The 25,089-nt window shown below is 51.7% G+C and carries 20 protein-coding genes and 6 pseudogenes; 13 read left to right on the top strand and 13 right to left on the bottom strand.

Annotation, left to right across the window (positions count from 1 at the left end; all coding sequences use genetic code 11):
- Positions 1–2: 2 nt before the first annotated feature.
- Complete coding sequence (locus MIH19_RS02475) at positions 3–677, bottom strand: cold shock domain-containing protein (protein WP_249007408.1); 675 nt, start codon at positions 675–677, stop codon at positions 3–5.
- 680 nt (positions 678–1,357) lie between these two features.
- Between MIH19_RS02475 and MIH19_RS02470 the strand changes: the two genes are divergently transcribed.
- Positions 1,358–2,539: a DEAD/DEAH box helicase gene (locus MIH19_RS02470; protein ID WP_249007407.1), complete on the top strand. Its 1,182-nt coding sequence runs from the start codon at positions 1,358–1,360 to the stop codon at positions 2,537–2,539.
- Positions 2,540–2,853: 314 nt separating this feature from the next.
- Here the strand turns inward: MIH19_RS02470 and MIH19_RS02465 are convergent.
- Positions 2,854–3,152: pseudogene (locus MIH19_RS02465) on the bottom strand (Abi family protein).
- A 111-nt stretch (positions 3,153–3,263) separates the two neighbouring features.
- On the opposite strand from MIH19_RS02465, the pseudogene MIH19_RS02460 reads away from it, so the two are divergent.
- Positions 3,264–4,830 (top strand): annotated as a pseudogene (locus tag MIH19_RS02460) (IS3 family transposase).
- Here MIH19_RS02460 and MIH19_RS02455 read toward each other — a convergent pair.
- Positions 4,781–4,999, bottom strand: a complete 219-nt coding sequence (locus MIH19_RS02455) for a hypothetical protein (RefSeq protein ID WP_249009084.1) — start codon at positions 4,997–4,999, stop codon at positions 4,781–4,783. The pseudogene MIH19_RS02460 and the gene MIH19_RS02455 overlap by 50 nt on opposite strands.
- A gap of 503 nt (positions 5,000–5,502) precedes the next feature.
- Here MIH19_RS02455 and MIH19_RS02450 point away from each other — a divergent pair.
- Positions 5,503–5,826 carry a hypothetical protein gene (locus MIH19_RS02450; protein ID WP_249007406.1) on the top strand — a complete coding sequence of 108 codons (324 nt, stop codon included), beginning with the start codon at positions 5,503–5,505 and terminating at the stop codon, positions 5,824–5,826.
- 107 nt (positions 5,827–5,933) lie between these two features.
- On the opposite strand, the gene MIH19_RS02445 is transcribed toward MIH19_RS02450, so the two are convergent.
- From MIH19_RS02445 to MIH19_RS02435, 3 genes and pseudogenes are all read right to left on the bottom strand, one after another.
- On the bottom strand, positions 5,934–6,338 hold the full coding sequence (locus MIH19_RS02445; RefSeq protein WP_249007405.1) for a DUF2339 domain-containing protein: 405 nt from the start codon (positions 6,336–6,338) through the stop codon (positions 5,934–5,936).
- A gap of 62 nt (positions 6,339–6,400) precedes the next feature.
- Entirely contained in the window at positions 6,401–6,577 is a 177-nt protein-coding gene (locus MIH19_RS02440) for a hypothetical protein (protein WP_249007404.1), read from the bottom strand.
- 97 nt (positions 6,578–6,674) lie between these two features.
- Positions 6,675–6,862 (bottom strand): annotated as a pseudogene (locus tag MIH19_RS02435) (hypothetical protein).
- Between the two features lie 282 nt (positions 6,863–7,144).
- Between MIH19_RS02435 and MIH19_RS02430 the strand changes: the two are divergent.
- From MIH19_RS02430 to MIH19_RS02395, 8 genes and pseudogenes are all read left to right on the top strand, one after another.
- Positions 7,145–8,035, top strand: a complete 891-nt coding sequence (locus MIH19_RS02430; protein ID WP_249007403.1) for a LysR substrate-binding domain-containing protein — start codon at positions 7,145–7,147, stop codon at positions 8,033–8,035.
- Between the two features lie 70 nt (positions 8,036–8,105).
- Positions 8,106–10,628, top strand: a complete 2,523-nt coding sequence (gene uvrA, locus MIH19_RS02425) for an excinuclease ABC subunit UvrA (protein WP_249007402.1) — start codon at positions 8,106–8,108, stop codon at positions 10,626–10,628.
- A gap of 154 nt (positions 10,629–10,782) precedes the next feature.
- A complete protein-coding gene (locus tag MIH19_RS02420; protein ID WP_249008929.1) occupies positions 10,783–11,901 on the top strand; it encodes an S-(hydroxymethyl)glutathione dehydrogenase/class III alcohol dehydrogenase in 1,119 nt (372 codons plus the stop codon).
- A gap of 60 nt (positions 11,902–11,961) precedes the next feature.
- Complete coding sequence (gene fghA, locus MIH19_RS02415; protein ID WP_249007401.1) at positions 11,962–12,801, top strand: S-formylglutathione hydrolase; 840 nt, start codon at positions 11,962–11,964, stop codon at positions 12,799–12,801.
- Between the two features lie 422 nt (positions 12,802–13,223).
- Positions 13,224–13,660 (top strand): annotated as a pseudogene (locus MIH19_RS02410) (VOC family protein).
- A gap of 596 nt (positions 13,661–14,256) precedes the next feature.
- Positions 14,257–14,451, top strand: a complete 195-nt coding sequence (locus MIH19_RS02405; protein ID WP_249007400.1) for a hypothetical protein — start codon at positions 14,257–14,259, stop codon at positions 14,449–14,451.
- Between the two features lie 853 nt (positions 14,452–15,304).
- A pseudogene (locus MIH19_RS02400) lies at positions 15,305–15,451 on the top strand (transposase); the annotation flags it as partial.
- A 279-nt stretch (positions 15,452–15,730) separates the two neighbouring features.
- Positions 15,731–16,627, top strand: a complete 897-nt coding sequence (locus MIH19_RS02395) for a DMT family transporter (protein WP_249007399.1) — start codon at positions 15,731–15,733, stop codon at positions 16,625–16,627.
- A 117-nt stretch (positions 16,628–16,744) separates the two neighbouring features.
- Here the strand turns inward: MIH19_RS02395 and MIH19_RS02390 are convergent.
- The 7 genes and pseudogenes from MIH19_RS02390 to MIH19_RS02360 all read right to left on the bottom strand — a co-directional run.
- Positions 16,745–17,122: pseudogene (locus tag MIH19_RS02390) on the bottom strand (L-2-hydroxyglutarate oxidase); the annotation flags it as partial.
- A gap of 190 nt (positions 17,123–17,312) precedes the next feature.
- Positions 17,313–18,092 (bottom strand): 3-oxoacyl-ACP reductase FabG, encoded by a 780-nt coding sequence (gene fabG, locus MIH19_RS02385; protein WP_249007398.1) that lies wholly within the window; start codon positions 18,090–18,092, stop codon positions 17,313–17,315.
- 22 nt (positions 18,093–18,114) lie between these two features.
- The gene (locus MIH19_RS02380; RefSeq protein WP_249007397.1) at positions 18,115–19,428 is read right to left on the bottom strand and encodes a TRAP transporter large permease; all 1,314 of its coding nucleotides are present in this window, start codon (positions 19,426–19,428) and stop codon (positions 18,115–18,117) included.
- 14 nt (positions 19,429–19,442) lie between these two features.
- Positions 19,443–19,967 (bottom strand): TRAP transporter small permease, encoded by a 525-nt coding sequence (locus tag MIH19_RS02375; RefSeq protein ID WP_249007396.1) that lies wholly within the window; start codon positions 19,965–19,967, stop codon positions 19,443–19,445.
- 34 nt (positions 19,968–20,001) lie between these two features.
- Complete coding sequence (locus tag MIH19_RS02370) at positions 20,002–21,084, bottom strand: C4-dicarboxylate TRAP transporter substrate-binding protein (protein WP_249007395.1); 1,083 nt, start codon at positions 21,082–21,084, stop codon at positions 20,002–20,004.
- A gap of 59 nt (positions 21,085–21,143) precedes the next feature.
- A complete protein-coding gene (locus MIH19_RS02365) occupies positions 21,144–22,691 on the bottom strand; it encodes an AMP-binding protein (RefSeq protein ID WP_249007394.1) in 1,548 nt (515 codons plus the stop codon).
- Between the two features lie 6 nt (positions 22,692–22,697).
- Complete coding sequence (locus MIH19_RS02360) at positions 22,698–23,870, bottom strand: acetyl-CoA acetyltransferase (protein ID WP_249007393.1); 1,173 nt, start codon at positions 23,868–23,870, stop codon at positions 22,698–22,700.
- A gap of 120 nt (positions 23,871–23,990) precedes the next feature.
- Between MIH19_RS02360 and MIH19_RS02355 the strand changes: the two genes are divergently transcribed.
- Both MIH19_RS02355 and MIH19_RS02350 read left to right on the top strand, forming a co-directional pair.
- On the top strand, positions 23,991–24,557 hold the full coding sequence (locus MIH19_RS02355) for a LuxR C-terminal-related transcriptional regulator (protein ID WP_249007392.1): 567 nt from the start codon (positions 23,991–23,993) through the stop codon (positions 24,555–24,557).
- Between the two features lie 27 nt (positions 24,558–24,584).
- Entirely contained in the window at positions 24,585–24,881 is a 297-nt protein-coding gene (locus MIH19_RS02350; RefSeq protein ID WP_249007391.1) for a hypothetical protein, read from the top strand.
- Positions 24,882–25,089: the final 208 nt, after the last annotated feature.

Genomic DNA, 25,089 nt, shown 5'->3' with positions numbered 1-25,089 from the left:
GGTTAATTGCGAAACATCATCATCATCACTGTCACTATTACTGAGAAGCCGATCACGGCAACGCAGAAGCCAAGCAGCCCACCAGAATCAGACACTAACTTATTCCTTGGCTTCCCCTTTTGCTTAATCGAATCGATCTCATTCTCTAAAGATACGCGATTCTTTTCTGCTTTATCCCAATCTGTTGTGCTGGCCATCTCCTTAACCAGAGCAATCTCACCCGTGAACTTGTGAATGGTGTATTTGTAATTAGAGTTTGTCCAAGAGGAGCCAGTGCGCTTGCCACGCTGGAGATTGATAACAGCGTTGCACCCCACTGCAACGGCCTTTTGTTTCAGTAACGTCACTGCGGCGTCGGGATCTTGGTGCTCTACCGTGACGGCCCCAATTGAGAGAACAGACTTGTTGTCACGTCCGCATGCATTCGTTTTGCTGACAAAAATATCAGTACCGGTGTATAGATAGATATCGTAGGTTTGCACCGACGTTATATTCTTGGCGGTCATACCCTTAGGCGACGGCACATCATCAAACTGAACGGCGGTTCCTCGCTTTATGTCTTTGAGGTGTTCTGAAAAGACATCGCTCTGGTGGAAGAAATAACTTTCATCGTCACTCGCTGTGATGAATCCATACCGCTTCTCCGCAGAGAAAGAGACCACTTTTCCTGACTTCACAGTTGAAACTCCGTGATATTTTGTTTTGATTATGTAGTGGTGACCAACTTCAGTTGACCACTGCAGCCCGGGTAACGGTGGCGCTGTATACGCGCGACTAGATGTTTTTAGTGTCCCTGCCGGTTCTCACGGCAGGAAATAGCCAGGCACCTTCAAATGTAGAGTAAAAAGCCAGTAACCTTTCTTGCCGGTTCTCATTACTTTACTTTACAACTTCGCATATATAGTACAAGTTGATCTGGTGAAGCTGAACTGCTGCTTCAGCGGCCAAGACCCTTGGCGAAAATGCGACACATGAGACCAGACAATTTTTAGAGTCGCTTAGGCCTGCATTTCGGCAAATTCATCGAGAAGTAGCGATTTAGGCAGAACTCAAATTGGGCAAAGTTCGACACCAGAAACCGGACAATCGTGTGCCCACAAGTGGCGTAAAACGTGTAAATATCGGTTTTAAAAGGGTTTTAATATTTTTAGCACAGTGGTCATAAGCTGTTGAAAAGCACACTTTATGCCGACTAACATCTCATCTCACCGTGTAAAATTACCGCCCTCCGAAGGCAGTGGTCACAGGTTCGAATCCTGTCTTCTCTACTCGTGGTATTCCTCGTTACATCTCCTGTGCCCGGATTGAGCAAGGTTATCTATCGGTACCGAGAGGCTGTTTTGATGAGTTACAAGCATTGTTGCTGGATCAGCGGATAACGATAGAGGTCGATGACCACAGGAGTTCGGGTCAGCCGCTGGTCGCCGTCAGTCTAAAAGCAACCCTGCGTGATGATCAAAAAAAGGCTGTGAAGGCGCTTGCCGATCACGATACTGGAATACTCCACGCCCCGACCGCTTTTGGGAAAACCGTAACGGCAGTTGCCATTGTAGCCAAGCGTGGGGTCAACACATTGATCCTGACTCACAATCGTCAGTTACTGGACCAATGGAAGGAGCGCCTGGAAACCTTCATTGAAGGTGCAGCCGTGGGTGTGATTGGTGGTGGCAAAAAGAAACCTACCGGTCAGATCGATGTTGCCACCTACCAGAGCCTGATCAACAAAAAAGACAACACCGTCTCAAGCCTAGTCAGAGATTATGGACAGGTCATCATAGACGAATGCCACCACATCTCCGCTCCCCGTTACGAGATGCTTCTTAATGAAGTCAGCGCCCGTTACGTAGTTGGCCTGACGGCAACACCTGACCGTCAGGATGGGCACCAAAAAATCATGTTCATGGTTGCGGGACCCGTTCGTCACAAAGTTCGGGCGGACCACAGTTCCAGGTTTGTCCAACGCCTCATCATTCGGGAGCGTCATGAAAGTCCGCCCACCGACATTTATCAGTCGGGTGGGCGGCCCCATATAGCATCGGTTTACCGTTGGCTCTCCCAGAGCCCCGCCCGGAATCAGGATATTGTTCAGGATGTCGCAAACTGTGTGCGCAACCAGGCAAACTGTCTTCTGCTGACCGAGCGACGAGAGCACGCGGAGACGCTGGCGATAATGCTGGACGCTGAATCCATACCGTCGGTTGTGCTGCGTGGGGGAATGCGCGTCAGAGAGCGCCGGGATGCAGAGGCGCGGTTACATGAAACTCAAGTTATCGTTGCAACAGGGAAATACATCGGAGAAGGTTTTGACTTGCCTCGGCTAGACACTCTGTTTTTAGCTCTGCCAATCGCCTGGAAAGGAACGCTGGCGCAATATGCCGGCAGGATACACCGCGAAGCCGATGGCAAGCAGGAGGTTACCGTGTATGACTACTTGGATGCTGGCCTGCCAATGCTAGAGCGAATGTTCCGAAAACGCGAGAAAGGCTACAAGGCAATGGGGTATCAGTTTGGCTCTTCCGGGCAAACCAGATTGCTGTAGAGCGGAGCAAATCTTGAGCCGCTGCGAGCTTGGCCGCCATGGGAGTAGGCAATGCCCTCTTGTCATGCACGATCCTGCTAAGAGTATTTCTGCGCACCCCCCCATAGCTTCGGCGAGTTCGCTGACTTCAATATTCATCAGTTCCAGGAATTCGGTTGCCAGCACTCAACTCCAAAAAACGTCGCTCCGCCAACTAGCCGGAAACCCCATAGCCTCTTCTGACACGGAAGGAAACTCATCAAACACCCCTTTCACTCGTTGATGCCAGTTCGTATCTGGACTGACCTTGCACATCAAGTGATTGAGCATACACATCACGACATAAACCCGAACACCCGAACATTATCCCTAGGGCGAGTCAGAGATTCAGGCCATAGAAACGAAGCCTTTTTGGGTAATTCCGGCTTGATCCCGAGCTCACGGTTCCAGAGCCTGGCGTGATGAGCACAAATATTGCGGACTATCATCAATGTGTGGAGCCACGACTGCAGCAATGGCAAGGGAGATCCATGCGTCTCGCAATCGCTTTTCTGTCTGCGTCCTTTGCCAGGCCTGCATACAAGTGCGATAGCGCACCCATTGTCAGCTCTTCCAAGGCAGCCCAGCCCGGCATCAACTCTGGCGCCGAATATGTCAGGCCATAGTGGCCCCCCTCTGCCAGCCTAGTTGTCCAGTTGGCGATTTTGCCTAAATTCATGTCAGATTGGGCGGTATGAGAGCAGTCATGCCACGTTATTCCGAGGAACGTAAAGCGGCCGTGTTGAAGAAGTTATTACCTCCGCAGAACCGCAGTGTGGTGCAGGTGGCGGCAGAGGAAGGCATATCGGATGTGACTCTGTATAGTTGGTTAAAACAGTGTCGACAACAAGGAGTGCCTGTGCCGGGTTATCGTAATGCAGGAGACGATGGGTCTCCTGAAGCCAAGTTGGCCGTCGTGATCGAAACGGCGTCTATGTCCGAAGCGGAACTGGGTGCGTATTGCCGCCAGAAAGGCCTGTATCCTGAGCAGGTGCAGCGCTGGAAAGAGGCCTGCCTACACGGTACGGGTCTGCAAGAAGGGCAAGAGAAAGCCGCTCAGAAACAGCAGCGAGACGCCCGTAAAACCATCAAAAAGCTGAAGGCGGAAGTTCGCCGTAAAGACCGGGTTCTGGCGGAAACAACTTCTTTGTTGGTGCTGTCAAAAAAGCTCGAAGCCTTGTACGGCGAGGACCCGGACAGCGAGGACAACTGACACCGCTGACCGAACGTACAAGGCTTTTAAACGACTATGACGAAGCTGTTGCCAGTGGCGCGGCCCGCTACAAGGCGGCCGATTTGATGGAGCTGAGCCAGCGCACGTTGAAACGCTGGCGACGCGCTAACGGCACTGTGGCAGAGGACCAGCGCCCGCAAGCGGAGCGCGTTGTGCAGCCACACCAGCTCACTCACGCTGAAGAAGCGGCCATTCTGGATACCTGCAATGAACGGGAGTATCAGAGCTTGCTACCGTCCCAGATCGTGCCTCGACTGGCTGACAAAGGACTTTACCTGGCGTCTGAGTCCTCGTTCTACCGAGTGCTCAAAAAGCACCCGCAATTGAATCATCGGGGCCGTATGAAACCGCCGCGCAAAGTCCCTGAGCCCACCAGCTTTACGGCCACTGGCCCGAACCAGGTGTGGAGCTGGGACATCAGTTATTGTCCTTCAGAGGTGCGCGGTCAGCACGGGTATCTGTACCTGATCATGGACATCTACAGCCGCAAAATCGTGGCGTGGGAAATCCACGAAGCAGAGTCCGGCGAGCTTGCCAAAAAGCTCATAGATCGAGCTCTGTTGCGCGAGAGATGTTGGCAAAACCCACCGGTGCTGCACTCCGATAATGGCGCGCCGATGACGTCCTACACACTGAAAGCGCGGCTGGCAGAATTGGGTATGTTGATGTCTCACAGCCGACCCAGAGTGAGCAACGATAACCCGTACTCAGAGTCGTTGTTCAAAACGTTGAAGTACTGCCCGAAGTGGCCCGCCAAAGGCTTTAGATCACTGATAGCGGTGCGTGAATGGATGCTGTTGTTCGACAGGCCTATAACGAAGAGCACCTGCACAGCGGCATCAACTTCGTGACGCCCGCACAACGACACCAAGGTGTTGATGCAGAGTTGTTAGCCAAACGTGAAGCAGTTTATGAACGAGCAAAGAGCCTGAACTCCAGGCGTTGGTCTGGTGACATTCGAAACTGGACAGTCGCCGGAGCCGTATCGCTCAACCCTGGAAAATTGCAGGAAATTGAGCGCAATAAACAGGCTGCTTAAACGCAGCTATTTGGACAACTGGGTTGCAAATCACCGATTGCTTAAGCGCAGTATTGACGGCTTTCTGCGCCAAATCTAGAGGCAGATAGCTTTGTTTGGGTAAAGTTGAAGCGTGCAGGTTGAAAGCTACTAATGTTAATGCTGCAATGGCAATATATTTTATAATCATAATAAAATACCCTAATTAACAATGAAACTATAAACACAAATTAAGCTTTTGTTTAAGACCAATCAACTGTTTTGTTAGAAGATGGGCCCCACTCGTTAAACAATGACTGGACGATCATAAGTGTTTTCCTTCAAGCCGAGTTGAAAGAGCAGCATCTGAACGAAATCGATGCCTTGGTCAAAAAAGCCAACGCGGGGAAACCTGGACAGCTCCATGGACAGGAAGACGCGATTCAGGCTTCGCGCTTAGTCGACCGGCGGCTGCTCTGCTTAGAGCACCTCGATTTTTATTAAGGTATGCACTACCCTGAACTAAGGAGTTCTGCTTGGCACGGACTGAGATATGATTACCAGTTTTTTCAACACTTTTTCGATGGAAGGGAGAGAAAAATGACTCATAAATATTCAGGTGGTTGTGATCACATTCATACCCATTCCGAACAGGACCCGATTGACAATCACACCTGTCATTGTTCTGTGTGCAAGAGTGTAACCGGGCAACCCATGACCCATGTTGTATTTTTCAACCACGAAGATGTGGCGGTAGACAATGAAGCTGGGCTGAACCGGCAGCCGTTCAATGCGAACAATCCCGATGGTCCACTGGAATTGTGCACCTGTGGGGAATGCGGGACGCCTATCATGCTGAACGACAAACAAAACCGGATAAGAGCGATCGTGCCCAATTTGATGGGCTTTGACGCTGCTTTCCCTGCGGCGAGCTATCACGCGTTTTTCGATCCTGCAGCCGGAGTTGCCAAACCTGAGGATGGTCGACCGGTGTTTGAAGGGCTGAGGCCCGATTTTGTCTGGCCTGAAGGATCGTAGGCCACAAGCTTTGGGCAACGGGTTACCAAAATTTCGTTCTCCCGTTGCCATCATAGCGCCGAGCAATTTGGCTGACCGAGACTTCCGCCACCCGCGTCTGTGCTAAATCACCGGAGCGACGGGGTCTTGTGTTTTGTCCGTGCCTTTCTATCAGTCTTCGATAACGTGTGCGCCAGCTTAAATGGGTGTATACGCAACGCTTCAATCGACATCACGGTCGGGTGGGGTATGTCCTCTAGGGCCGGGACAAGGCAGTCCTTGTCGGGAAAGACCGCACTTTCTGATACACCCAGACCAGTTCCATCAGCGCCAGGCACAGCCCCATAAAAGGCCGCAACTCGCCACAAGCTTTCCAAGCCTGCCATATCGATCAGGAAGATTTTTCCAATCACACTGCCCAGCAGGGCCATGCCGGCTTTAAAGAACACGGCATAGCCGTTCTTTCGGGCGAAGAAGCAGAAAAGAGCGATGTATCTATTTCGGTGCAATAGATACTCGATCAGAACGGACATTTTTTTTCATTTAAAGCGCCCAGTGATGTTCAACTAAACATAACGTGGCACTCTAAATTTATTTAGTATTCAGGATGCTTGAACAACGGTTTTTTTACAGCTTCAATCGGGCTTGCTTTCTCGATCGTTTTGTTGGGATAGCTCCGTTCTTCATTAATACGATCTGCTAAACCGGAATGGGCATTTTCCATAGTGCTAAAAACAGCGGTGAGGGTTGCAGCGATAATTACTTTTTTCATATTTAATTTCTTGCTCTAAATTTGATGATTGAAACGAATCTACTTGCTCAGCCAGGACGAGGCCAGAATCTACAAGCCTCATCCTGATAACTAAGGTTTAAGCTGGCTTGAAGCAGTAGGTGGTGGTGAGCTTGTTACCGTCTGGGTCACGGGCATAAGCAGCGTAGGCATTAGGTGCCCAGCCGCGGGTGTCCGGAGCGCCTTCGTCGCTAAAACGTTGTCATAAAAAGTGCGGGCCTTTTACAGATCGTTGGTGCCAACAGTTACATGGGTAAAAATGCTCATTAATAATTCTCCGACAAATGATAAATCAATAAGATATCGACTCGCAGTTGTTTAGCCGCTGTTTGATTCGATGAGGAGATTGTAGGCTTGTATAAATAAATGATAATCCCACCAGTCATAAAATTACTTTTGCACACAGGTAACAGTGAGATTTAAAATAATGGTTGTTTAGAGGCCGGCTGAAAGCGAGTGGCACGAATTGCTACCTGTTAAGGTTTTTTGCAGATAGGCTGGACCGGCAAGGGTCGTTACTGAGCAAAGTAATTTTCAGGAGTGAGCATTTTGTATAACTGGGAAGGGGTTGCAGAGTTCGTTACCGTTGCTGAGACAGAAAGTTTTACGGCCGCAGCAAAAAAATTAAGTATTTCAACGGCCCACGTAAGCCGGCAAGTCAGTGCGCTGGAATCGCGCCTGGCTACCAAACTGTTACACCGCACCACCCGCAAAGTTTCCGTAACTGAGGCCGGGACAATCTACTATCAGCGCTGCCGACAGTTACTGGATGGTTTGGAAAATGCAGAGCATGCGATTAGTGACCTGCAAACCAAACCGACGGGCAGACTCAGGATCACCGCGCCGGTCACCTATGGTGAAATTACCATTGCGCCGCTGATAAATAATTTCCTCGCCCGTTACCCTGAGCTGAAATTAGAGCTGCAGTTGAGCAACCGCAAAATGGATCTGATTGACGAGGGCTATGATCTTGGCATTCGCCAGGGTCAACTGGAGGATTCTACGATGATGGCTAAACGCCTGGCCTCGCGAACACTCTATGTGTGTGCCGCTCCAGCGTACCTTGCCGAATTCGGTGAGCCTCATAAATTATCAGACCTGAACCATCATAATTGTTTGCAGGGATCAGCTGACCATTGGCACTTTCAGGACGAAGGTAAAACGCGCAATATAAATATTAGTGGCAATCTGCGCTGCAACTCCGGCCGCGCCCTGGTGGATGCCGCGTTAAAAGGGCTTGGCATTGTGCAACTTCCTGGGGATTACGCGTTGAGCTATATCCGTAGCGGGCAATTGATGCCGTTGCTGGAGAAGTATTGCGCACCCGACGAAGGAGTTTGGGCGATTTACCCTCATAACAGGCATCTGTTACCCAAAGTACGCATGCTGATCGATTATCTTGACGAAGAATTATCCGGCCATTCTGCTCTTGCGCATTGACTGGCTGTAAATAGTACTAAACAGATATAGTTCAATCGTATTTTTGCTATCGCCAAAGGAGACCTGACCAATGGCGCAAAATAAATCGAAGAGCGTCCCATGCGATCCTGACCATTGCATTCAGGTGCGGGGTGCGCGCGTCCACAATCTCAAGAACATCGATGTCGATTTGCCTCGCAACGCGCTCGTTGTTTTTACTGGCATCTCCGGATCTGGAAAGTCTTCGCTTGCGTTTGGAACATTGTTTGCGGAATCCCAACGCCGTTATCTTGATTCTGTGTCGCCCTACGCGCGCCGGCTGATTGACCAGGTTGACGAACCAGACGTTGATGCCATTGACGGACTTCCGCCCGCAGTCGCGCTTCAACAACAGCGAGGAGCGCCGTCGGCCCGTTCATCGGTCGGTAGCGTTACGACGATTTCCAACGGCCTTCGCATGCTGTATTCGCGGGCCGGGCAGTATCCCCGTGGCCAGCAAATATTGTATGCCGACTCGTTTTCGCCAAATACACCGGAAGGTGCCTGCCCTCGGTGCCATGGCATCGGGCGGGTGTTTGAAGTGACTGAAAAGTTGCTCGTTCCTGATGACACGAAAACCATTCGAAATCGCGCTATCGCAGCGTGGCCACCAGCGTGGCAAGGTCAGAACCTGCGCGACATACTTGTTTCACTCGGCTACGACATCGATAAGCCGTGGAAAGACCTGCCACAAAAAACCCGAGACTGGGTTCTGTTTACTGATGAGACACCCGTTGTGCCGGTTTATGCAGGGTTCAGTCCCGATGAAACGCGCATGGCGAAAGAGCAAGACCTGCCGTCCAGTTACACCGGGACATTTACCAGTGCGCGACGCTATATATTGCATTCGTTTGCGACAACGCAAAGCCATCGTACTAAGAAACGCGTCTCTCAGTTCATGCAGATTTCCGTGTGTCCGGACTGCAACGGCAAAAAATTGAAACACAAGTCGCTGTCGGTGAAATTTGCAGGGCTGGATATTGGTGAGTTGTCGCAACTCACGTTGAGCGAACTCGCCCAGCGGCTACGCGATGCTTCCATCGCAAAACCCGTAGCGCAAGACTTGCACCCGGAAAAGGTGATCGTGGCACAGCGAATCGCCCGCGACATTTTGGCCCGTGTCGAAGCGCTTACAACTCTTGGTTTGGGTTACCTATCGCTGGAACGCAGCACACCAACCTTGTCGCCGGGCGAACTGCAACGTCTGCGGCTTGCAACGCAAATTCGGTCGCAGTTGTTTGGTGTGGTCTATGTTCTTGACGAGCCGTCGGCAGGGTTGCACCCGTCTGACACATTGGCACTGCTGGGTGCGCTGGATGAGCTCAAACGTGCTGGCAACTCATTGTTTGTTGTCGAGCATGATGACAGCGTTATTCGGCACGCCGACTGGATTGTGGACATTGGGCCAGACGCGGGAGTGCACGGCGGCGAAGTTGTCTACAATGGCCCGATAGACGGTCTGCGCGAGGTTAGTGAATCCCATACCGGGCGATATCTGTTCTCACCGGACATCGTTATGGAGCACACGCCGCGGCAAACGACACGCTGGTTGAAGCTGGAGGGGGTCAAGCGAAACAACCTCCAAGGTCTGGACGTTGAGTTTCCTTTAGGCGTTTTGACAACGGTTACTGGTGTGTCGGGCTCGGGCAAATCGAGCCTTGTCAGTCAGGCCCTCGTCGAACTGGTTGGCGAATCGTTGGGGCAAAAGAAAACCACTGAAACCGCCAATGGTGAAATCGACCTGCTGGAACAAGAACTGGAAACGCACACCGCCGGGCGAGTTGCTTATGGCATGGAGCACATTCGGCGCTTGGTCACCGTTGACCAAAAAGCGATTGGTCGCACCCCGCGATCTAATCTTGCCACGTACACCGGTTTGTTTGATCACGTTCGTAAGTTGTTCGCGTCGACGCGCAAAGCGAAGACGCGCCGCTACGATGCCGGCCGCTTTTCATTCAATGTTGCAAAAGGACGTTGCCCGAACTGCGAAGGTGCCGGATTTGTCAGCGTCGAGTTACTGTTCCTGCCTAGTGTTTACACCCCCTGCCCGGTATGTCGGGGCCAGCGTTATAACGCCAAGACGTTGGAGGTGACCTATCGCGACAAGAATATTGCCGAAGTGCTCGATTTTACCGTCGACATGGCCCACGGATTTTTTGTTGATGAACCGCCGGTTGTGCGTGCTCTTGAAGCTTTGCGGCAAGTCGGTCTTGGCTATCTGCGATTGGGCCAACCCGCAACCGAACTTTCGGGCGGCGAAGCGCAACGAATAAAGCTCGCGACCGAACTGCAACGCGCGCAGCGAAGTGACACACTTTATGTGCTGGATGAACCCACCACAGGCCTCCACCCGGCTGACGTGACGATGTTGACGACACAGTTGAATGGATTGGTCGACGCAGGTAACACCGTCATCATGGTCGCACACAATATGCTGGTTGCCAGGGGCAGTGACTGGATCATCGACATCGGCCCCGGCGCTGGCGATGCAGGCGGCACCGTTGTCGCCCAAGGTTCGCCTGCGAGTGTGGCAAGATCGAAGAACAGCCGAACAGCCCCCTTCTTGCTCCCGTAGCGCTTGCCGATTCTATATTGTTGTTGGCTGGTAAAAATGAATTGCTGAATGGGGCGATTATCCCGACGCGGAAATAGTGTAAATTCTCAACAACAATCACTGTACGAACAAAAAATTCATCCATCAAAAGCAAGGCAAGCCCTACATGACTGAAATGATCAAATCCAAGGCTGCCGTCGCCTGGGCCGTTAACCAGCCGCTCTCGATTGAAGAGATTGACGTGATGCCACCGCAGAAAGGCGAAGTGCGCGTCCGTATCATCGCCTCCGGCGTTTGCCATACCGACGCCTTTACTCTGTCTGGCGATGACCCAGAAGGCATCTTTCCCGTTGTGCTCGGCCATGAAGGCGGCGGCATTGTTGAATCCATTGGCGAAGGCGTAACCAGTGTTCAGGTGGGCGACCATGTCATTCCGCTCTACACACCTGAATGTGGCGAGTGTAAATTTTGCAAATCCGGCAAAACCAATCTGTGCCAGAAGATCCGTGAAACTCAGGGCCGGGGCCTGATGCCCGACGGCACTAGCCGGTTCTATAAAGACGGCCAGCCGATTTACCACTACATGGGCTGCTCAACCTTCTCGGAATACACCGTGTTGCCAGAGATCTCGCTGGCCAAGGTCAATCCGGACGCGCCATTGGAAGAGGTTTGTCTGCTCGGCTGCGGCGTCACAACCGGTATGGGCGCAGTGATGAACACCGCCAAAGTTGAGGAAGGTGCGACCGTCGCGATCTTCGGCATGGGTGGCATCGGCCTTTCGGCGGTGATCGGAGCGACGATGGCCAAGGCCAGTCGAATCATCGTAATAGATATCAACGAAAGCAAATTTGATCTGGCTCGTAAATTGGGCGCGACGGACTTCATCAATCCCAAAGACCACAACAGGCCGATTCAGGATGTGATTGTTGAACTCACCGACGGCGGCGTGGATTACTCGTTCGAGTGCATTGGCAACGTGAATGTCATGCGCTCTGCGCTGGAGTGCTGCCACAAAGGCTGGGGTGAATCCGTGGTCATTGGCGTCGCTGGAGCCGGCCAGGAAATATCGACCCGGCCGTTCCAGCTAGTGACCGGCCGAGTCTGGCGCGGGTCGGCTTTCGGTGGCGTCAAGGGCCGCTCCGAACTGCCGGAATACGTCGAGCGCTACCTGCAAGGCGAGTTCAAACTGAATGATTTCATTACCCACACGATGGGCCTTGAAGACATCAATAAGGCGTTTGAGCTGATGCACGAGGGCAAGAGTATTCGCACCGTGATTCACTTCGACAAGTAAATCACTACGACGGTCTCGCCCCACTGGGCGCGACCGTCTCATCTTAATGAGAAGTGCAGTATGTCACTTGAAATCTCCAGCGTTAACAAAAGCTTTGGTGGTTGGACCAAGCACTATACCCATCATTCAACCACGCTGAACTGCGACATGCGGTTTGCAATCTACTTGCCGCCGCAGACCGAAAATGGACAGAAAGTGCCGGTGCTTTATTGGCTGTCCGGACTCACCTGCACCGATGAGAACTTCATACAAAAGGCCGGTGCCCAGCGCATGGCCGCTGAACTTGGCGTTGCCATTGTCGCCCCCGATACCAGTCCGCGTGGCGCGGATGTAGCGGATGATGACGGGTATGACCTGGGTCAGGGTGCAGGATTTTACGTTAACGCCACTCAGGCGCCCTGGAACCGCCACTATCGCATGTATGATTACGTGCTGAACGAGCTTCCGCAGCTGATTGAAGACGCCTTTCCGGTTAGCAACAAGCGGTCTATCTCTGGCCATTCGATGGGTGGTCACGGTGCGCTCGTCCTGGCGCTGCATAATCCCGACCGCTTCAAGTCCGTCTCGGCCTTCAGCCCGATTGGCAACCCGGTGAACTGCCCTTGGGGTCAGAAAGCTTTTACCGCTTATCTGGGTAAAGACACCGCCACATGGGAGAATTACGATGCAAGCCTGCTGATGCGCCGCGCCGCAGAATTTGTTCCGGCGCTTGTGGATCAGGGCGACGCTGATAATTTTCTTGAGGAGCAATTAAAGCCGGAAACGCTGGAGGCTGCGGCAAAGGTGAGCGGCTTTCCTTTAGAGTTGAACCGCCGCGTAGGCTATGACCACAGCTATTACTTCATTGCCAGCTTCATCGAGGATCACCTGCGGTTCCATGCAAGGCACTTAAGCGCGTAGCGCCAGATATTGCTTCGGTTATACAGACTGGCGCGGCAAACGTCCTAACCTACAATCCATTCCTGCCGCTGTTTGTCGGCCTCCGGCAACGTCACCCCTTCCTTGATGACCAAATCAACGTATAGATTGGCGCGCAGCGGCTTTGCGTGATGCTTTTTCCTCATAGCTTCAATTCCAACGTCATATACCGCCAATAGGCCGCCCGAGATGGCCTGTAATAACTAAGCCTGGCGGACAGTGATGAGGAAGGTGAAATCAGTGCTTTAAGCTGTTTCGGTAACGTATCGGTAACGGGATCAGGAACAAAATTAGGTATATGAGTAGGCCCGAAGAAGAAGCTGCCTTGTAAGGCTTTATCTAAAACGCTTAGTATGCCTCCACTCAATTGTTAGTTTCATACATATCACAAATGGACACGCGCTATGGCCGTGAAAGATCCATTTCATCTCGCGATACAAGTTCGAGATATAGACGAAGCTCGCCAATTCTATGGTGATTTTCTAGGCTGTCCTGAAGGCCGCTCATCCGACAGCTGGGTCGACTTCGACATGTACGGTCATCAGTTTGTTTGTCATCTCAACCCTGCATTAAAAGAGAAATCCGCAAGTAGTCATACAAACCCTGTAGACGGCCACGGAGTGCCCGTTCCGCACTTCGGGGTCGTTCTGGAAATGGACGCATGGAACAATCTGTCTATAAAACTGCGTGAGCACGGGGTGACTTTCGAGATTGAGCCTTACATACGTTTTAAAGGTGAGCCGGGGGAGCAAGCAACCATGTTTTTTACGACCCTTCGGGAAACGCTTTAGGATTTAAAGCTTTCAAGGACCGCGAAGCCCAGCTCTTCCAAAAAAGCTGAGTTTCCACCAACTCCTAAGACACCGGAACTCAAAGAACTTTAAAGCCCCGCGCGCCCAAGCCGTTCAGCTAAAGTGGATCTGGCTTGGTTCTGTCGGGCAGCGGAAAGGGTCGGTGAATTTTCACCGGCCTTTTTTTATGATTTTGCTTTAATGTATTTATCTAGGTAGATGATCTTTTCCAGCTCCACCGGCCCTTTTGCCAGCCCCAGAAGCGTGGCTGGGGTTTTGCCTTTCTCATTCACTTTGGGCACTACTTGCTGAAGGGAAGAGGATCTTCAAACCTTTGAGAAAAAGCTCAAATGAACTTGCAACATTAGACGGGTCCGATGACGCGACCTCTCAGCTAAAAGACAAAGGGGCAAGGCTCAAAGACCTGCTCTGAATTCAAGGGTGGAAGGTTTTGCCAATAATCGGGAAACACCGTAAGCGGCTATCGGGCTATCTCGGGCTCGCCAGAACGCCCCTGAGAGTGCATCAGAACGCACTTTTTTTGGACAAATGCGCGCAAATCGCTTTTTGCTCAATTAGACGAACTTTCTCCTACAAAATACTCGTTATTCTGTTGGTGTTATCCAACAACTAACCGAGGTAAACGATGAACCAAAACGATAAACTCAAAGAAATCATGTCATTATGCTCCATGATCGACTCAGCTTGGGTAAGAATCGAGTGGCTTGATGAGGCCCTGGCCCAAGCTGAGAAGAAACATGCTGAGGTTACAGCGCATCAAGAACAGCTCATCCATGAAGTGGCAAAATGGGCGGTTCTGGAGGGCATCGCCGGATGCTGACGATCATCTTCCAATGTCTAAGCCAGTCGAGTTTGTTCTCACCATGTATAAATTACTGGATGAACCAGCGGAACTTTTGCCGAATGACGAGACGGTGCATTAACTCATCCCAATAAAGACTCCCTCCCGCGCACACTGCAGACGCAGTCGTTTGCGCCGGAGGGATGCCTTGATCAACTAAAGCTGTCTTATCCCCGTTTGGAAACCGGTCCCTAGTATGCAACAAAAGCAGAGGCAAAGTTCTCAGTACATACGTTATTTGGGCACTGGATGTACGGACGCCTACTCCAGACCCACGATCAACGTTCAGCTTGCAGGAAAATTACTTTTTATAGCGGAGCCACCTTAACCAGTAAAACCGCCAACGAACTCATGCATTCAACGGCGGCACTGCTCCGGCCACAGCTGGGAAAACCTTAAAATACTGCCCGGGATTAGTTGATCACTACACTCCAGTATGGCGCAATGACGCCGGACTAGGGTGGGGAGGACTCCGACTCCTACCCATTTGCCCATTGGTAAAGCGAATGAGGGGTACCGGCAACGACTGTCATTCCTCTACTCGGTTACGCCAAAGTGCTGCAGTCATTATCTGAATTCAGGGAAACAGGTGGCGCTTCACTTATTACTTGAATTTAGGCCTAAAAGATCTCTGCCGGTGTTAGATACCTCAGCCGTTTTCTGGGGCAGTTGTTTATCTCATCTACGGCTCGGTTCGACTCGCGTTGGCTGTCTTTCGTGACGTTCGTGCCCTTAGCCCGGATTTCTCATGAGGGGATAAAAAGAAGCGGCTAAAAGTGCGATGGTTTCAATAACCTAACCAATCCACCAAACACCAGTAGCCGCATCCGAAATGGTACCTCAAAAACTGACCTTCTCGGCACTCTCCCGTCGCCAGATTGAAGCCGATTTCTCCGGAGGCCACATCACCTCCGATGCCGGTTTGTTGCTACTGCCCGAAATCGACAGACAACACCGGTTAATCCAACGATTGGCCGAGACTCAGTAAAACAACGAATCACACTGAATTCATCTTAAAATCGAAAACGAAATGATAAGATCACTATCGTTTCAATAAAGGCCAAATCGCTTTAGCAGCGGTTGCCTCCTTCACTTCCACCTAACAAACGGTCGTTTTCTGGTCATCAGACACCTTGCTTATGACGGCAATATTACCATCTACGTTGGTGTCCGGAATCATTGAACTGCTACGTTATGACTTCGCGTTTCGGTGAGGGACAATTCGAGCCTCCCGTTCCTCTGCTCTCAGGCGCTCCATATGTCAGATTTCAACGACCATAACAGTTTTCCGGCGGTTGCCGTTACGCTCATCATCGCCACCGGCGCTGTCCTCGCTGGCATGGATGCGTTGGCTAAATTCCTCGCGCTGGAAGTCCCCATTATCATGGTACTGTGGGGGCGATATTTCTTTCACACCGTCATTACCTTTAGCGCCTACAGCCTGAAAACCCGATCGTTACAGTTTTTGCGCGCACGGCGACCCGGGCTGCAGTTCATTCGCGCTTTTGCCCTGTTCGGTGCCACCTTCTTTATGTATGAAGCAATTACCCGCATGCCTTTGGGCGATGCAGCGGCAATTCAGTTTCTGGCACCGGTACTAGTCACGGTCCTGTCCGGGTTTCTGCTCGGAGAGCATGTCGGGCCGCGCCGCTGGATGGCGGTTGCTTTCGGTTTTGTCGGCGTGTTGCTGGTGGCCCGACCGGGGTCAGGCGTGCTCGGTTGGAATGCATTACTTCCGTTAGCGACGGCGGTTCTGCTCGCAGTCTACATGATGATGACTCGCATCATCCGCAACCAGGACGATCCCGCAGCGACGACTTTCTATTCGACCGCGCTTGGCGCGCTGATCCTGAGCGGCATAGTGATCTTCAATTGGCAAGCACTAACAGAGTTTCAGTGGGGCCTGATGATCGCGATGGGCGCAGCAGGCGCAGGCGGACACTTCATGCTGGTAAAGGCCTTCCACATGGCCGAGGCCTCTATGCTGGCACCATTCACCTACGCGCAGGTAGTGGCTGCCATCGCCTGGGGCTTCCTGGTGTTTGGGGATGTCCCGAGCCTGTGGACGATCAGCGGTGCTGGTGTCGTCGTCGCCAGCGGGCTCTACGTCTGGTATCGCGAAACCCGCGCCACGATGCCTGCAAAGCAATCATGACGTGGTTTTATCGGCTCTAGATTCCAGTGAATGAAATAATGAAAACCGGACAGACCTATTTTCCATTAGCTTCCCGGCTAATCTACGTTGAAGCCAAGGGGAATAACCCATTCCCCTTCAACTCCGAACACGGGCCAAAACCTCTTGTACAATATGCTGACCAATTGGAATTGCTGACGTCGCGACCGGGGAAGGTGCGTTACATACGTTAAAAGTGCGCTTGGTGTTAACAAATAGAAAATCATCAATCAACTCCCCATCTTTCGAAATTACCTGCGATCGAACGACGGCTGGATGAGGCTGCAGGTCATCAAGAGTCAAACTCGGACAATACTTACGAACCTCGTTTAGGCACCCTCGCTTATAGAGAGAGTTTTTTATCTCGATTAGCCCGGAGCGAATGTTACCTTTGAGCGCCTTACGGATCCCTAGGTTAAACAGCATAGAAATGGTATCGGAGAGTGAGAAATCGCCTTTACGATAACCCGCCCGCTTCTGTTCTTGCATCTACCTTTGCGGCCTGCTTATTCGCAGGTGGCTCTCTCTGGCCGCTACCAAAATAAAGCTCAGATGATCTACTTCCGATAGTGAGTTAGATCCTGACGTTGAATCCAAAAGAAATTGTCGAACCAACTCCTCACCGCCTTGATGAATTGGTCTATCCAAACATCTGTCTAAACTATAGTCAGACCGACAGCGAACCGGTTTGTTGCATCCCCGAAGCCAGATAACCACCATCGACTGGTAAGGTATGGCCATTGACGTAACGCGCCTGACAAGAAGCCAAAAAGACGATAGCGATCGCAATATCTTCGGGATCGGCGAGAAATCCGGCAGGGATCATCGGCAGCAACGAGGCCAACGTTTCATCCGTATATATATCATCGGTCATTGCAGTAAATGTGGCGCCAGGAGCGATTGAGTTAACAGTAATCCCATCCCGGCCTAGCTCCAAAGCCATTTGCCGGGTCAAACCGGCTATCGCGGCCTTAGAAGTGCCATAAGCTGTGCGGCCTACCCCGGCCCGAAATCCACTAATCGAGGATAGGTTTATGATCCGACCATAGCCTGCAGTTTTCATGCCTGGCGCAGCTCGCTGGCCACACAGGAAACTCCCAGTAACATTGACCGAAAGCACTCGGTTCCAGCTTTCAATATTAAAATCTACGAATGTGTCAATTTGTAAAATACCGGCACTGTTGACCAGAATTGTAACGGGACCACGCCAAGCTTCGACCTTAGAGAAAGCGGTATCTATGGATACTTTATCCTGCACATCGATTGGCACGGCCAAAGCCTCGCCGCCGGATTTACGTATTTCAGCAACCGTTTCCTCAATGGCTTCAACGTCGATATCGGCCACAGCCACCGGCGCACCCATTGCAGCTAACATTATTGCTGTGGCGCGTCCTATCCCGGATCCACCTCCGGTAATTACAGCAGTGCCTTTCTCAAGGGAAAGCATAGGATTTCCTTTTTTGTTCGTGTTAAGAAGACATTATCTGGGGTAACCATGTAGATATTGCAGGAAATATAAAGAGAATCGCGATCGTAATAAACTCCATCAAAACAAACCAGGACGCTCCCTTGAATATCTCATGCAACGGCGTTTCACGATCGATCCCGGCGATGACATAGACATTCAGTCCCACCGGTGGTGTTATCAGACCGATCTCGCACATTTTAACAACTAAGATGCCGAACCAAATTGGATCGAACCCCAGCGTCTGCACGGTGGGAAACATGATCGGGATGGTGATCACCAGCATTGAGAACGCATCTAGGAACATACCCATCGGCACTAGAACCAGCAGTAGCGCTGCAACGATCAGATAGGGCGGCAGACCAGATTGCACTACCAACTCGGCCAGTTGGTTGGGCACTTGGATCAGAGTCAAAAAATAGCTAAAAATAGCCGCTCCAAGCATCGTGAACAGGATCATCACGGTCGTGTTGATGGTTGAGCGGAAACTATCGATGACTCTACCCGTCATGCCAGGCCAGCAGGCCCTGCGCGCCAACAACATGATGAACGCAACAAAAGCCCCCAGCGCGCCTGCTTCAGTCGGGGTGACAAAGCCAATATAAATCCCGCCCATAACAACCAAAAACAGTACAGCCACCTGCCATGCTTTTCGGGTTTCGTATATAGCAGCTCCCAATGCCACACGTTGTGTCACTGCTTTGCCCGACGCAGTATTTCGAGCAATGAAATAGATTCCGATCATGAACATGACCGCTGTCAGCAGGCCAGGTAGGAATCCCGCAACCAGCATTTGGCCCGCTGAAGTTTCCGTCAGCGCTGCATAAAAAATCAGCAGAACGCTGGGCGGAATAAGAACTCCGAGAACTCCGCCAGCGGCCACTGCACCGGCCGATAGACTGCCCTCATATCCGGCTTTTTTCATTTCCGGAATAGCGACCGAGCCAACAGTCGCCGCCGTCGCTACGCTGGATCCCGATGTCGCGGCAAAGCCTGCACTGGTCAAAACTGATGCCATGGCCAGACCGCCCGGCAGGTGACCAACCCATTGGCGGGCGACGTCAAACAGTTTCTTTCCCACTCCAGCTTGTTGCGCAAAACTGCCCATAAGAATGAACAGCGGAATAATCGTTAAAGCGTAAACAGCAGTCGTTGAGTAGGATATCGATTGAAGCCGGGCCATCAAAAACGACAAGTCTTCGACCATGATGATCCCCGCCGCCCCTGATAAGGCCAGAGCGGCAAAAACCGGCACACCAAGCGCCATTAATACGAAAATCAGCGCCAGGGCGATAAATGGAGCAAGGCTGAAGTCCATCGTTTTTCCTTGAGTTAGGTAGTGCCGGTCTTAGCGGAAGTTTGCTGGTCCGGCTCGCCGAAGACAAAGCACTGAATGGACTGGACAGCCATCTGGATGAAGGCGAACCACAGACCGGCCGCTAGACTCGCCTTGGTCCACCAAATCGGAATCTTTACATTACCCCAGCGGAATTCCCAGATAGAGATGGAATAGATCGCCTCGCTCGTGGACGGAATTGCGAGTAGAAGTAGTGCCAACGCACCAATCGCCCAAGCGATGCCGACAACCCGGGTACGGGCAGGATCGGACAGCTTGTCAATCAGGAAGGTCACGCGAATATGTGAATTTCCGCGCTGTGCCCAACCAGCACCTAAGAACACCATCATCACCAAGGCGATTTCAGTGAACTCAAACACACCGGAAATCGAACTGCCGGTCACTGCGCGTACGATCACATCCAGCGTAGTTCCGAGCATCAAAAAAGCCAGGAATAGCATGGAGACCGCACCAAGCACGTCGGAAAAAAGGTTAAGGATTCTATTCAGAATCTGCATCATCCAGTTCTCTTTTTGGTGTGGCCTCCGCTATCCGTTAGGACGCCTGGCTAATCTCGTATGGGCGCAGAAGCGTGCCCTTGGGATCGTGTTTGGCAATCGCCTCGTCAATCAGAGATTGCATTTTTTTACCGTCTATACCCGCCTCTTCCGCCGGACCTTCTAGCCATCGATTGACCTGCGCGGGCTGCACGCGATCCCGTGCCAGCGCTTTCTGATCATCGGGGATGGTGCCCAGAATCGCGCCCTCGGACTCAGCGATTTTGACGTATTTTGCCAATACATCCTCATAGATAGCACTGAACTTACCATCATAAATTTCCTCCACAATTTCATCCGATACTTTGCGAACGTCATCAGGAAGTCGGTCATAGGTTTGCTTGTTCATAATCACTGCCGCCGGCGCGTGCGGGCCGGCCCCGATATCGTAGAAATACGGCGCAGCTTCGTGCAGCTTATAGGCAACGGCCGTCACGAAATCGAACCCAGAGACTCCATCGATGATCCCGCGTTCAAGCGCCTGATAAACCTCGGGCGCAGCCATGGCAATCGGCGTACCGCCGAATGCCTCGATCACGTCGGCTGAAATGCCATAGGCCCGGATTCGTTTTCCTTTGATTTCTTCGATGGAATTGATCGGCTTACTCAGGATCAGCGGCGCATAGTTCCAGTTCGTCCAATAAAGAACTTTCGAATTATGCCGCTCTTCCCATTCGGCACGCAGCGGATCGAACTGTTCATAAACGTCCCGACAAACCTTTTGCAAGGCGTCAGCTCTATTCATTCGGAAATACCACTCCAGACCGCGCGTCACCGGCAGCTCAGCCTGATAATAGCCTGGAGAAATCAGACTGATTTCTGATATCCCGGCACGTACGGCAGAGAGATGCTCACCCACTTTATTGAGCGATCCCGACCAGTAACGGCGAATTTTCAGCTCGCCCTTTGTGCGCTTTTCAAGTTCGTCTAAGTACCAGCGGTCAATCCACGACGGCCCTGCTGTTTCGGACACATAACTATCGTACTTCATAGATTTTGCCGCCCACAAAAGAGATGGATTTCCAATGGCAACGGCACCCGCAACAAGCGCTCCTGACTGCATAAATGTTCTGCGTTTCATATAGATACCTATCATTTGAGATTATTTGTTATTGTTTAAACTCGGTTCTTTCTACTAACTCACTCTGACGTTGCCTTTTTACCCAGTAGTTCTGCACGTTTTCGTAGTTTAGTTTTTAGGACTTTTCCATAGCTGTTTTTAGGCAGATCTTGCAAAAAATGATACTGTTTCGGCTTCTTAAACGAAGCCATCCGGCTCTTGCACCAGGTGTCAAGCTCGGTGGTCTCGCAAGCCTCACCTGCCTCCAGAACCACGAAGGCAACAACTTCCTCACCCCACTCCGTGCACGGCATCCCAATCACGGAAACCTCAAAAATCGCGTCATGCGCCAGCAGCGTTTCTTCCACCTCGCGAGGATAAATGTTGGTGCCACCCGAAATAATGACGTCCTTCGAGCGGTCCGTCAGAGTCAGGAAACCATCCCGATCCATCGATCCAAGATCGCCGGTAAACAGCCAACCGCCCACAATCGCCTTGGCGGTTGCACCGTGGTCACGCCAATAGCCTTTCATCACCGTATCTCCCGCGACCACGACTTCGCCTACCTCGCCGGCGACCATGTTCTGCCCAGCCTTGTCCACCACCCGCACCTGTACGCAGGCCTGCGCAAATCCAACCGAGGCGAGCCGGGCGCTGGCATTGGGATTTGAGGTGTCAGCCACGAGGTCGCGGGGCAGCGCGGTGATTGTCATCGGACTTTCGCCCTGACCGTAGATATGGACAAAACACTTACCGAACCGTCTCAGCGCCTCTTCGATATCGGCTCGGTACATTGGACCACCGCCATAAATGATCGTCTTGATGCCCGTTCCGTCATACCCGGTTTCGATCGAATAGGTAATCAGGCGTTTGACCATGGTAGGTGCTGCAAAGAACACCAGATTACCGAGCTCTCGCGCTAGCCCGGCTATTTCTGCAGGATCGAAACTGCAGGACTGTGGCACGATATGGCAGCCCCCTGCGCGAATGATTGGAAAATGATAAAGTCCCGCGCCATGGGACATAGGAGCTGCATAAAGTGAATTGTCCTGCGGTAATGCGGTATCTACGTCCAGCGCATAGGACATTGACATCGCAATGAGATTACGGTGAGTCAACATGACGCCCTTGGGGCGGCCCGTCGTACCGGACGTATAAAACAACCAAGCGACCTCGTCAGAGGCTGTGTCGACCGGTGGAGTCACCGGGGGTGCATTCCGCGCGACATCTATGAGCTCAACGCCTCGAATGCCCAGCTCGACGCACTCTCTTTCCAGATCATCTACGCCAGGATAAACGTCACCACTTTCGGTTATCGCCACCTTGGCTTCAGCATTGCTAATTATCCATGCGGCCTCGCGTGGGTGTAATTTATAGTTAATGGGCACGGCGATGGCACCGATCCAAAAAACTGCGTGCAAAACTTCTAAATATTCTGGGCAGTTGCCCACAAACAAAGCAACCCGATCACCCCGACCTATCTTCAATGTGTCAACCAGATAATGCCCGATAGCTGAACTGCGCTGTGCAAAATCACCATAAGTTGCGTGTAGATTGGCACCGAACCTAATCGCTGGGGCAAGCGGGCGAGACAACGCAGTTTGATAGAGCCAATGTGAAATATTCATTTCGGATCAACTCTTCCGCGCTTCTAGAATTGAAGCATAGTTGGCCACTGCTGCCCCCCCCATATTGAAGACCAATCCCATACTAGCGCTTGGCTTCTGCATGTCTCCGGCCTGGTCGGTCAGCTGCCGATAAGCCATCACATACATCGAAATGCCTGTAGCCCCCACCGGATGACCTTTAGCCTTAAGCCCCCCAGACAAGTTCACGGGTAAGGCACCTTCTCGATAAACTGTGCCATCTTCGAGCGCACTCGCACCTTGCCCTTTTGGCGTCAACCCCATCGCCTCGTAGATCAATAGCTCAGCGATAGTGAAACAGTCATGCACTTCGGCGAAGTCGATGTTTTCCAGTGTCACGCCTGCAGACTCAAACGCCTGGGCAAATGCCTGCTCTGGCCCCTCAAAGGCTAGAAAATCACGACTCGATATCGGCAAGAAGTCACTGACGTGAGTAGCTGCGCGAATACACACTGATCTCGGGAAATTCCTTGAGTTCTCGTTGGTCGTCAATACTATCGCAGCGGCGCCATCGGTGATCAGAGAGCAGTCAGCCAACCGCAGCGGCGGCGCAATCGCGGGATTGGAATCGGACACCGTGCTGCAATGCTCGAAGGTAAATTCCTTGTGCATCTGAGCCAGTGGATTGGCCATCGCATTTTTGTGATTCTTGACCGCGATCCGTGCCATCGCGTCCAATGGGCTGGTATAGCGCGCCTCGTATTCGCGCGCTGCTACGCCAAACACTTGCGGAAAACTCAGTGCTGCCTCGTCAGAATTGTTTTGATAACCAGCACCAGCCAACGCTGCAGTCACCTCAGAGGTCGAGCGGTGGGTCATCTTCTCGGCTCCAACGACCAAAACAGTACGAGCCTTTCCTGCCTGAATTGCGTTTATTCCGGCATGGATTGCTGCTGAACCAGATGCACAGGCGTTTTCCGCCCGCATCGCAGGCTTAAATCGTAACTGAGGATAAGCCTGATGAATCAATGAAGACGGAAATCCGTCTGATACCAAGCCCGAGTTGTAATGACCCAAGAACACTGCGTCGATATCGGCCGGATTGATGCCGGACTCTTCAACAGCCTCACGCGTCGCCGCGACGATTAGCTCTTCGAGGTTCTCTTGAAGACGTCCGAATTTTGTGTGGCCACTGCCGACGATGGATATTCCCGTAGTCATGCTATTCTCCTCATTAATCTATACTTAAGAATGCCACACGAGAAATTTGATGATATTGGTCAAAATACTTAATTTAATACGTATATTTACTTAATTCTCTGCGTAAAGGACTTCATGTTTATGAATGCATCTGTAGCGCAAAAGGCGGCGGCACTGGGATTTCAGGAATCACCAGTAGCACAAATCGTCGTACGCCACCGGCATATTGTCGAGGCGAACAAAGCCATTGAACGCTTGTTCGGCTACAGCCGAGACGAAGTCTTGAACCATTCAGTGCGGCGGCTTTATCCAACGACCGCAGATTTCAAGCAAATAGGGGAAAAGTGCGAAAACCGAATGCTTGCAACCGGCGACAATTATTACGAAGACGAACGCTTTATGCAGACTAAGGGTTGCGAGATTTTCTGGGCACGAGCAAAAGGGATGACACTCACACCTAAAGATCCCTTCTCCTTGATGATCTGGAGTTTTGAAAAAATCACTAACAGATCCTATCGCTCCGTGAGTATAAGCTCACGGGAGCGCGAGGTAGCACACCATCTTGTCAATGGCCTCACTTCGCGCGAGATTGGCGCCACACTATCTATTTCGCACCGCACCGTAGAGGCGCATCGCGCCAGCCTGATGCACAAATTTGGTGTAAAGAATGTCGCCGAGTTAGTCTCTGAAATCGTTCTTGCCGTCTAAAAAGACTTACAGGTAAAAAGCTAGCTGGTGACTGAAAGCCAGAGTCTTGAAACTTATGTTTTCCGTGTTGCGTTGGATAATGACCTCAACGCCAACTTGCTTCGGCGCTGGGTCAACGAGTCGAAGCAAGCAGATAAAAGCCTGTCTCACGCGTTTGTGCCCATCAATTTACCGACGGTGACAACCCCATTCGTAGAAAAGCGTAGCAGCATTCGCACCGAAATCCCCCGAGCCGGCGGGCAAGTAGTTGAGGAGTGGCCGGTCGATCAGTTTCATAAGTGCGTTGCGCCTCAACAAAACCTTTTAAAATTGAGTGCATTTTAGGTGTTCGACTCAACCAGGTCTCATTGTGTTTAGCTGTTCGCAAACAAGCGGGGCAATCGAATGAAAGTGTCGATTAATGATGGCCTGGGTGTTTGGCCCTGCGCTCGCCGAGTGAATCGTGACAAATTCTACTGGGGCGAATCCTGACGCGGCGATCAACTGCGTTTGACCGATGAGCAGTTGGCCGCGCTGGCTCAGGGGCTTCCCT

Origin of the sequence: Marinobacter sp. M1C (assembly GCF_023314135.1) — a bacterium.
Lineage (GTDB): Bacteria > Pseudomonadota > Gammaproteobacteria > Pseudomonadales > Oleiphilaceae > Marinobacter.
This window is presented reverse-complemented; position numbering and strand designations above follow the sequence as displayed.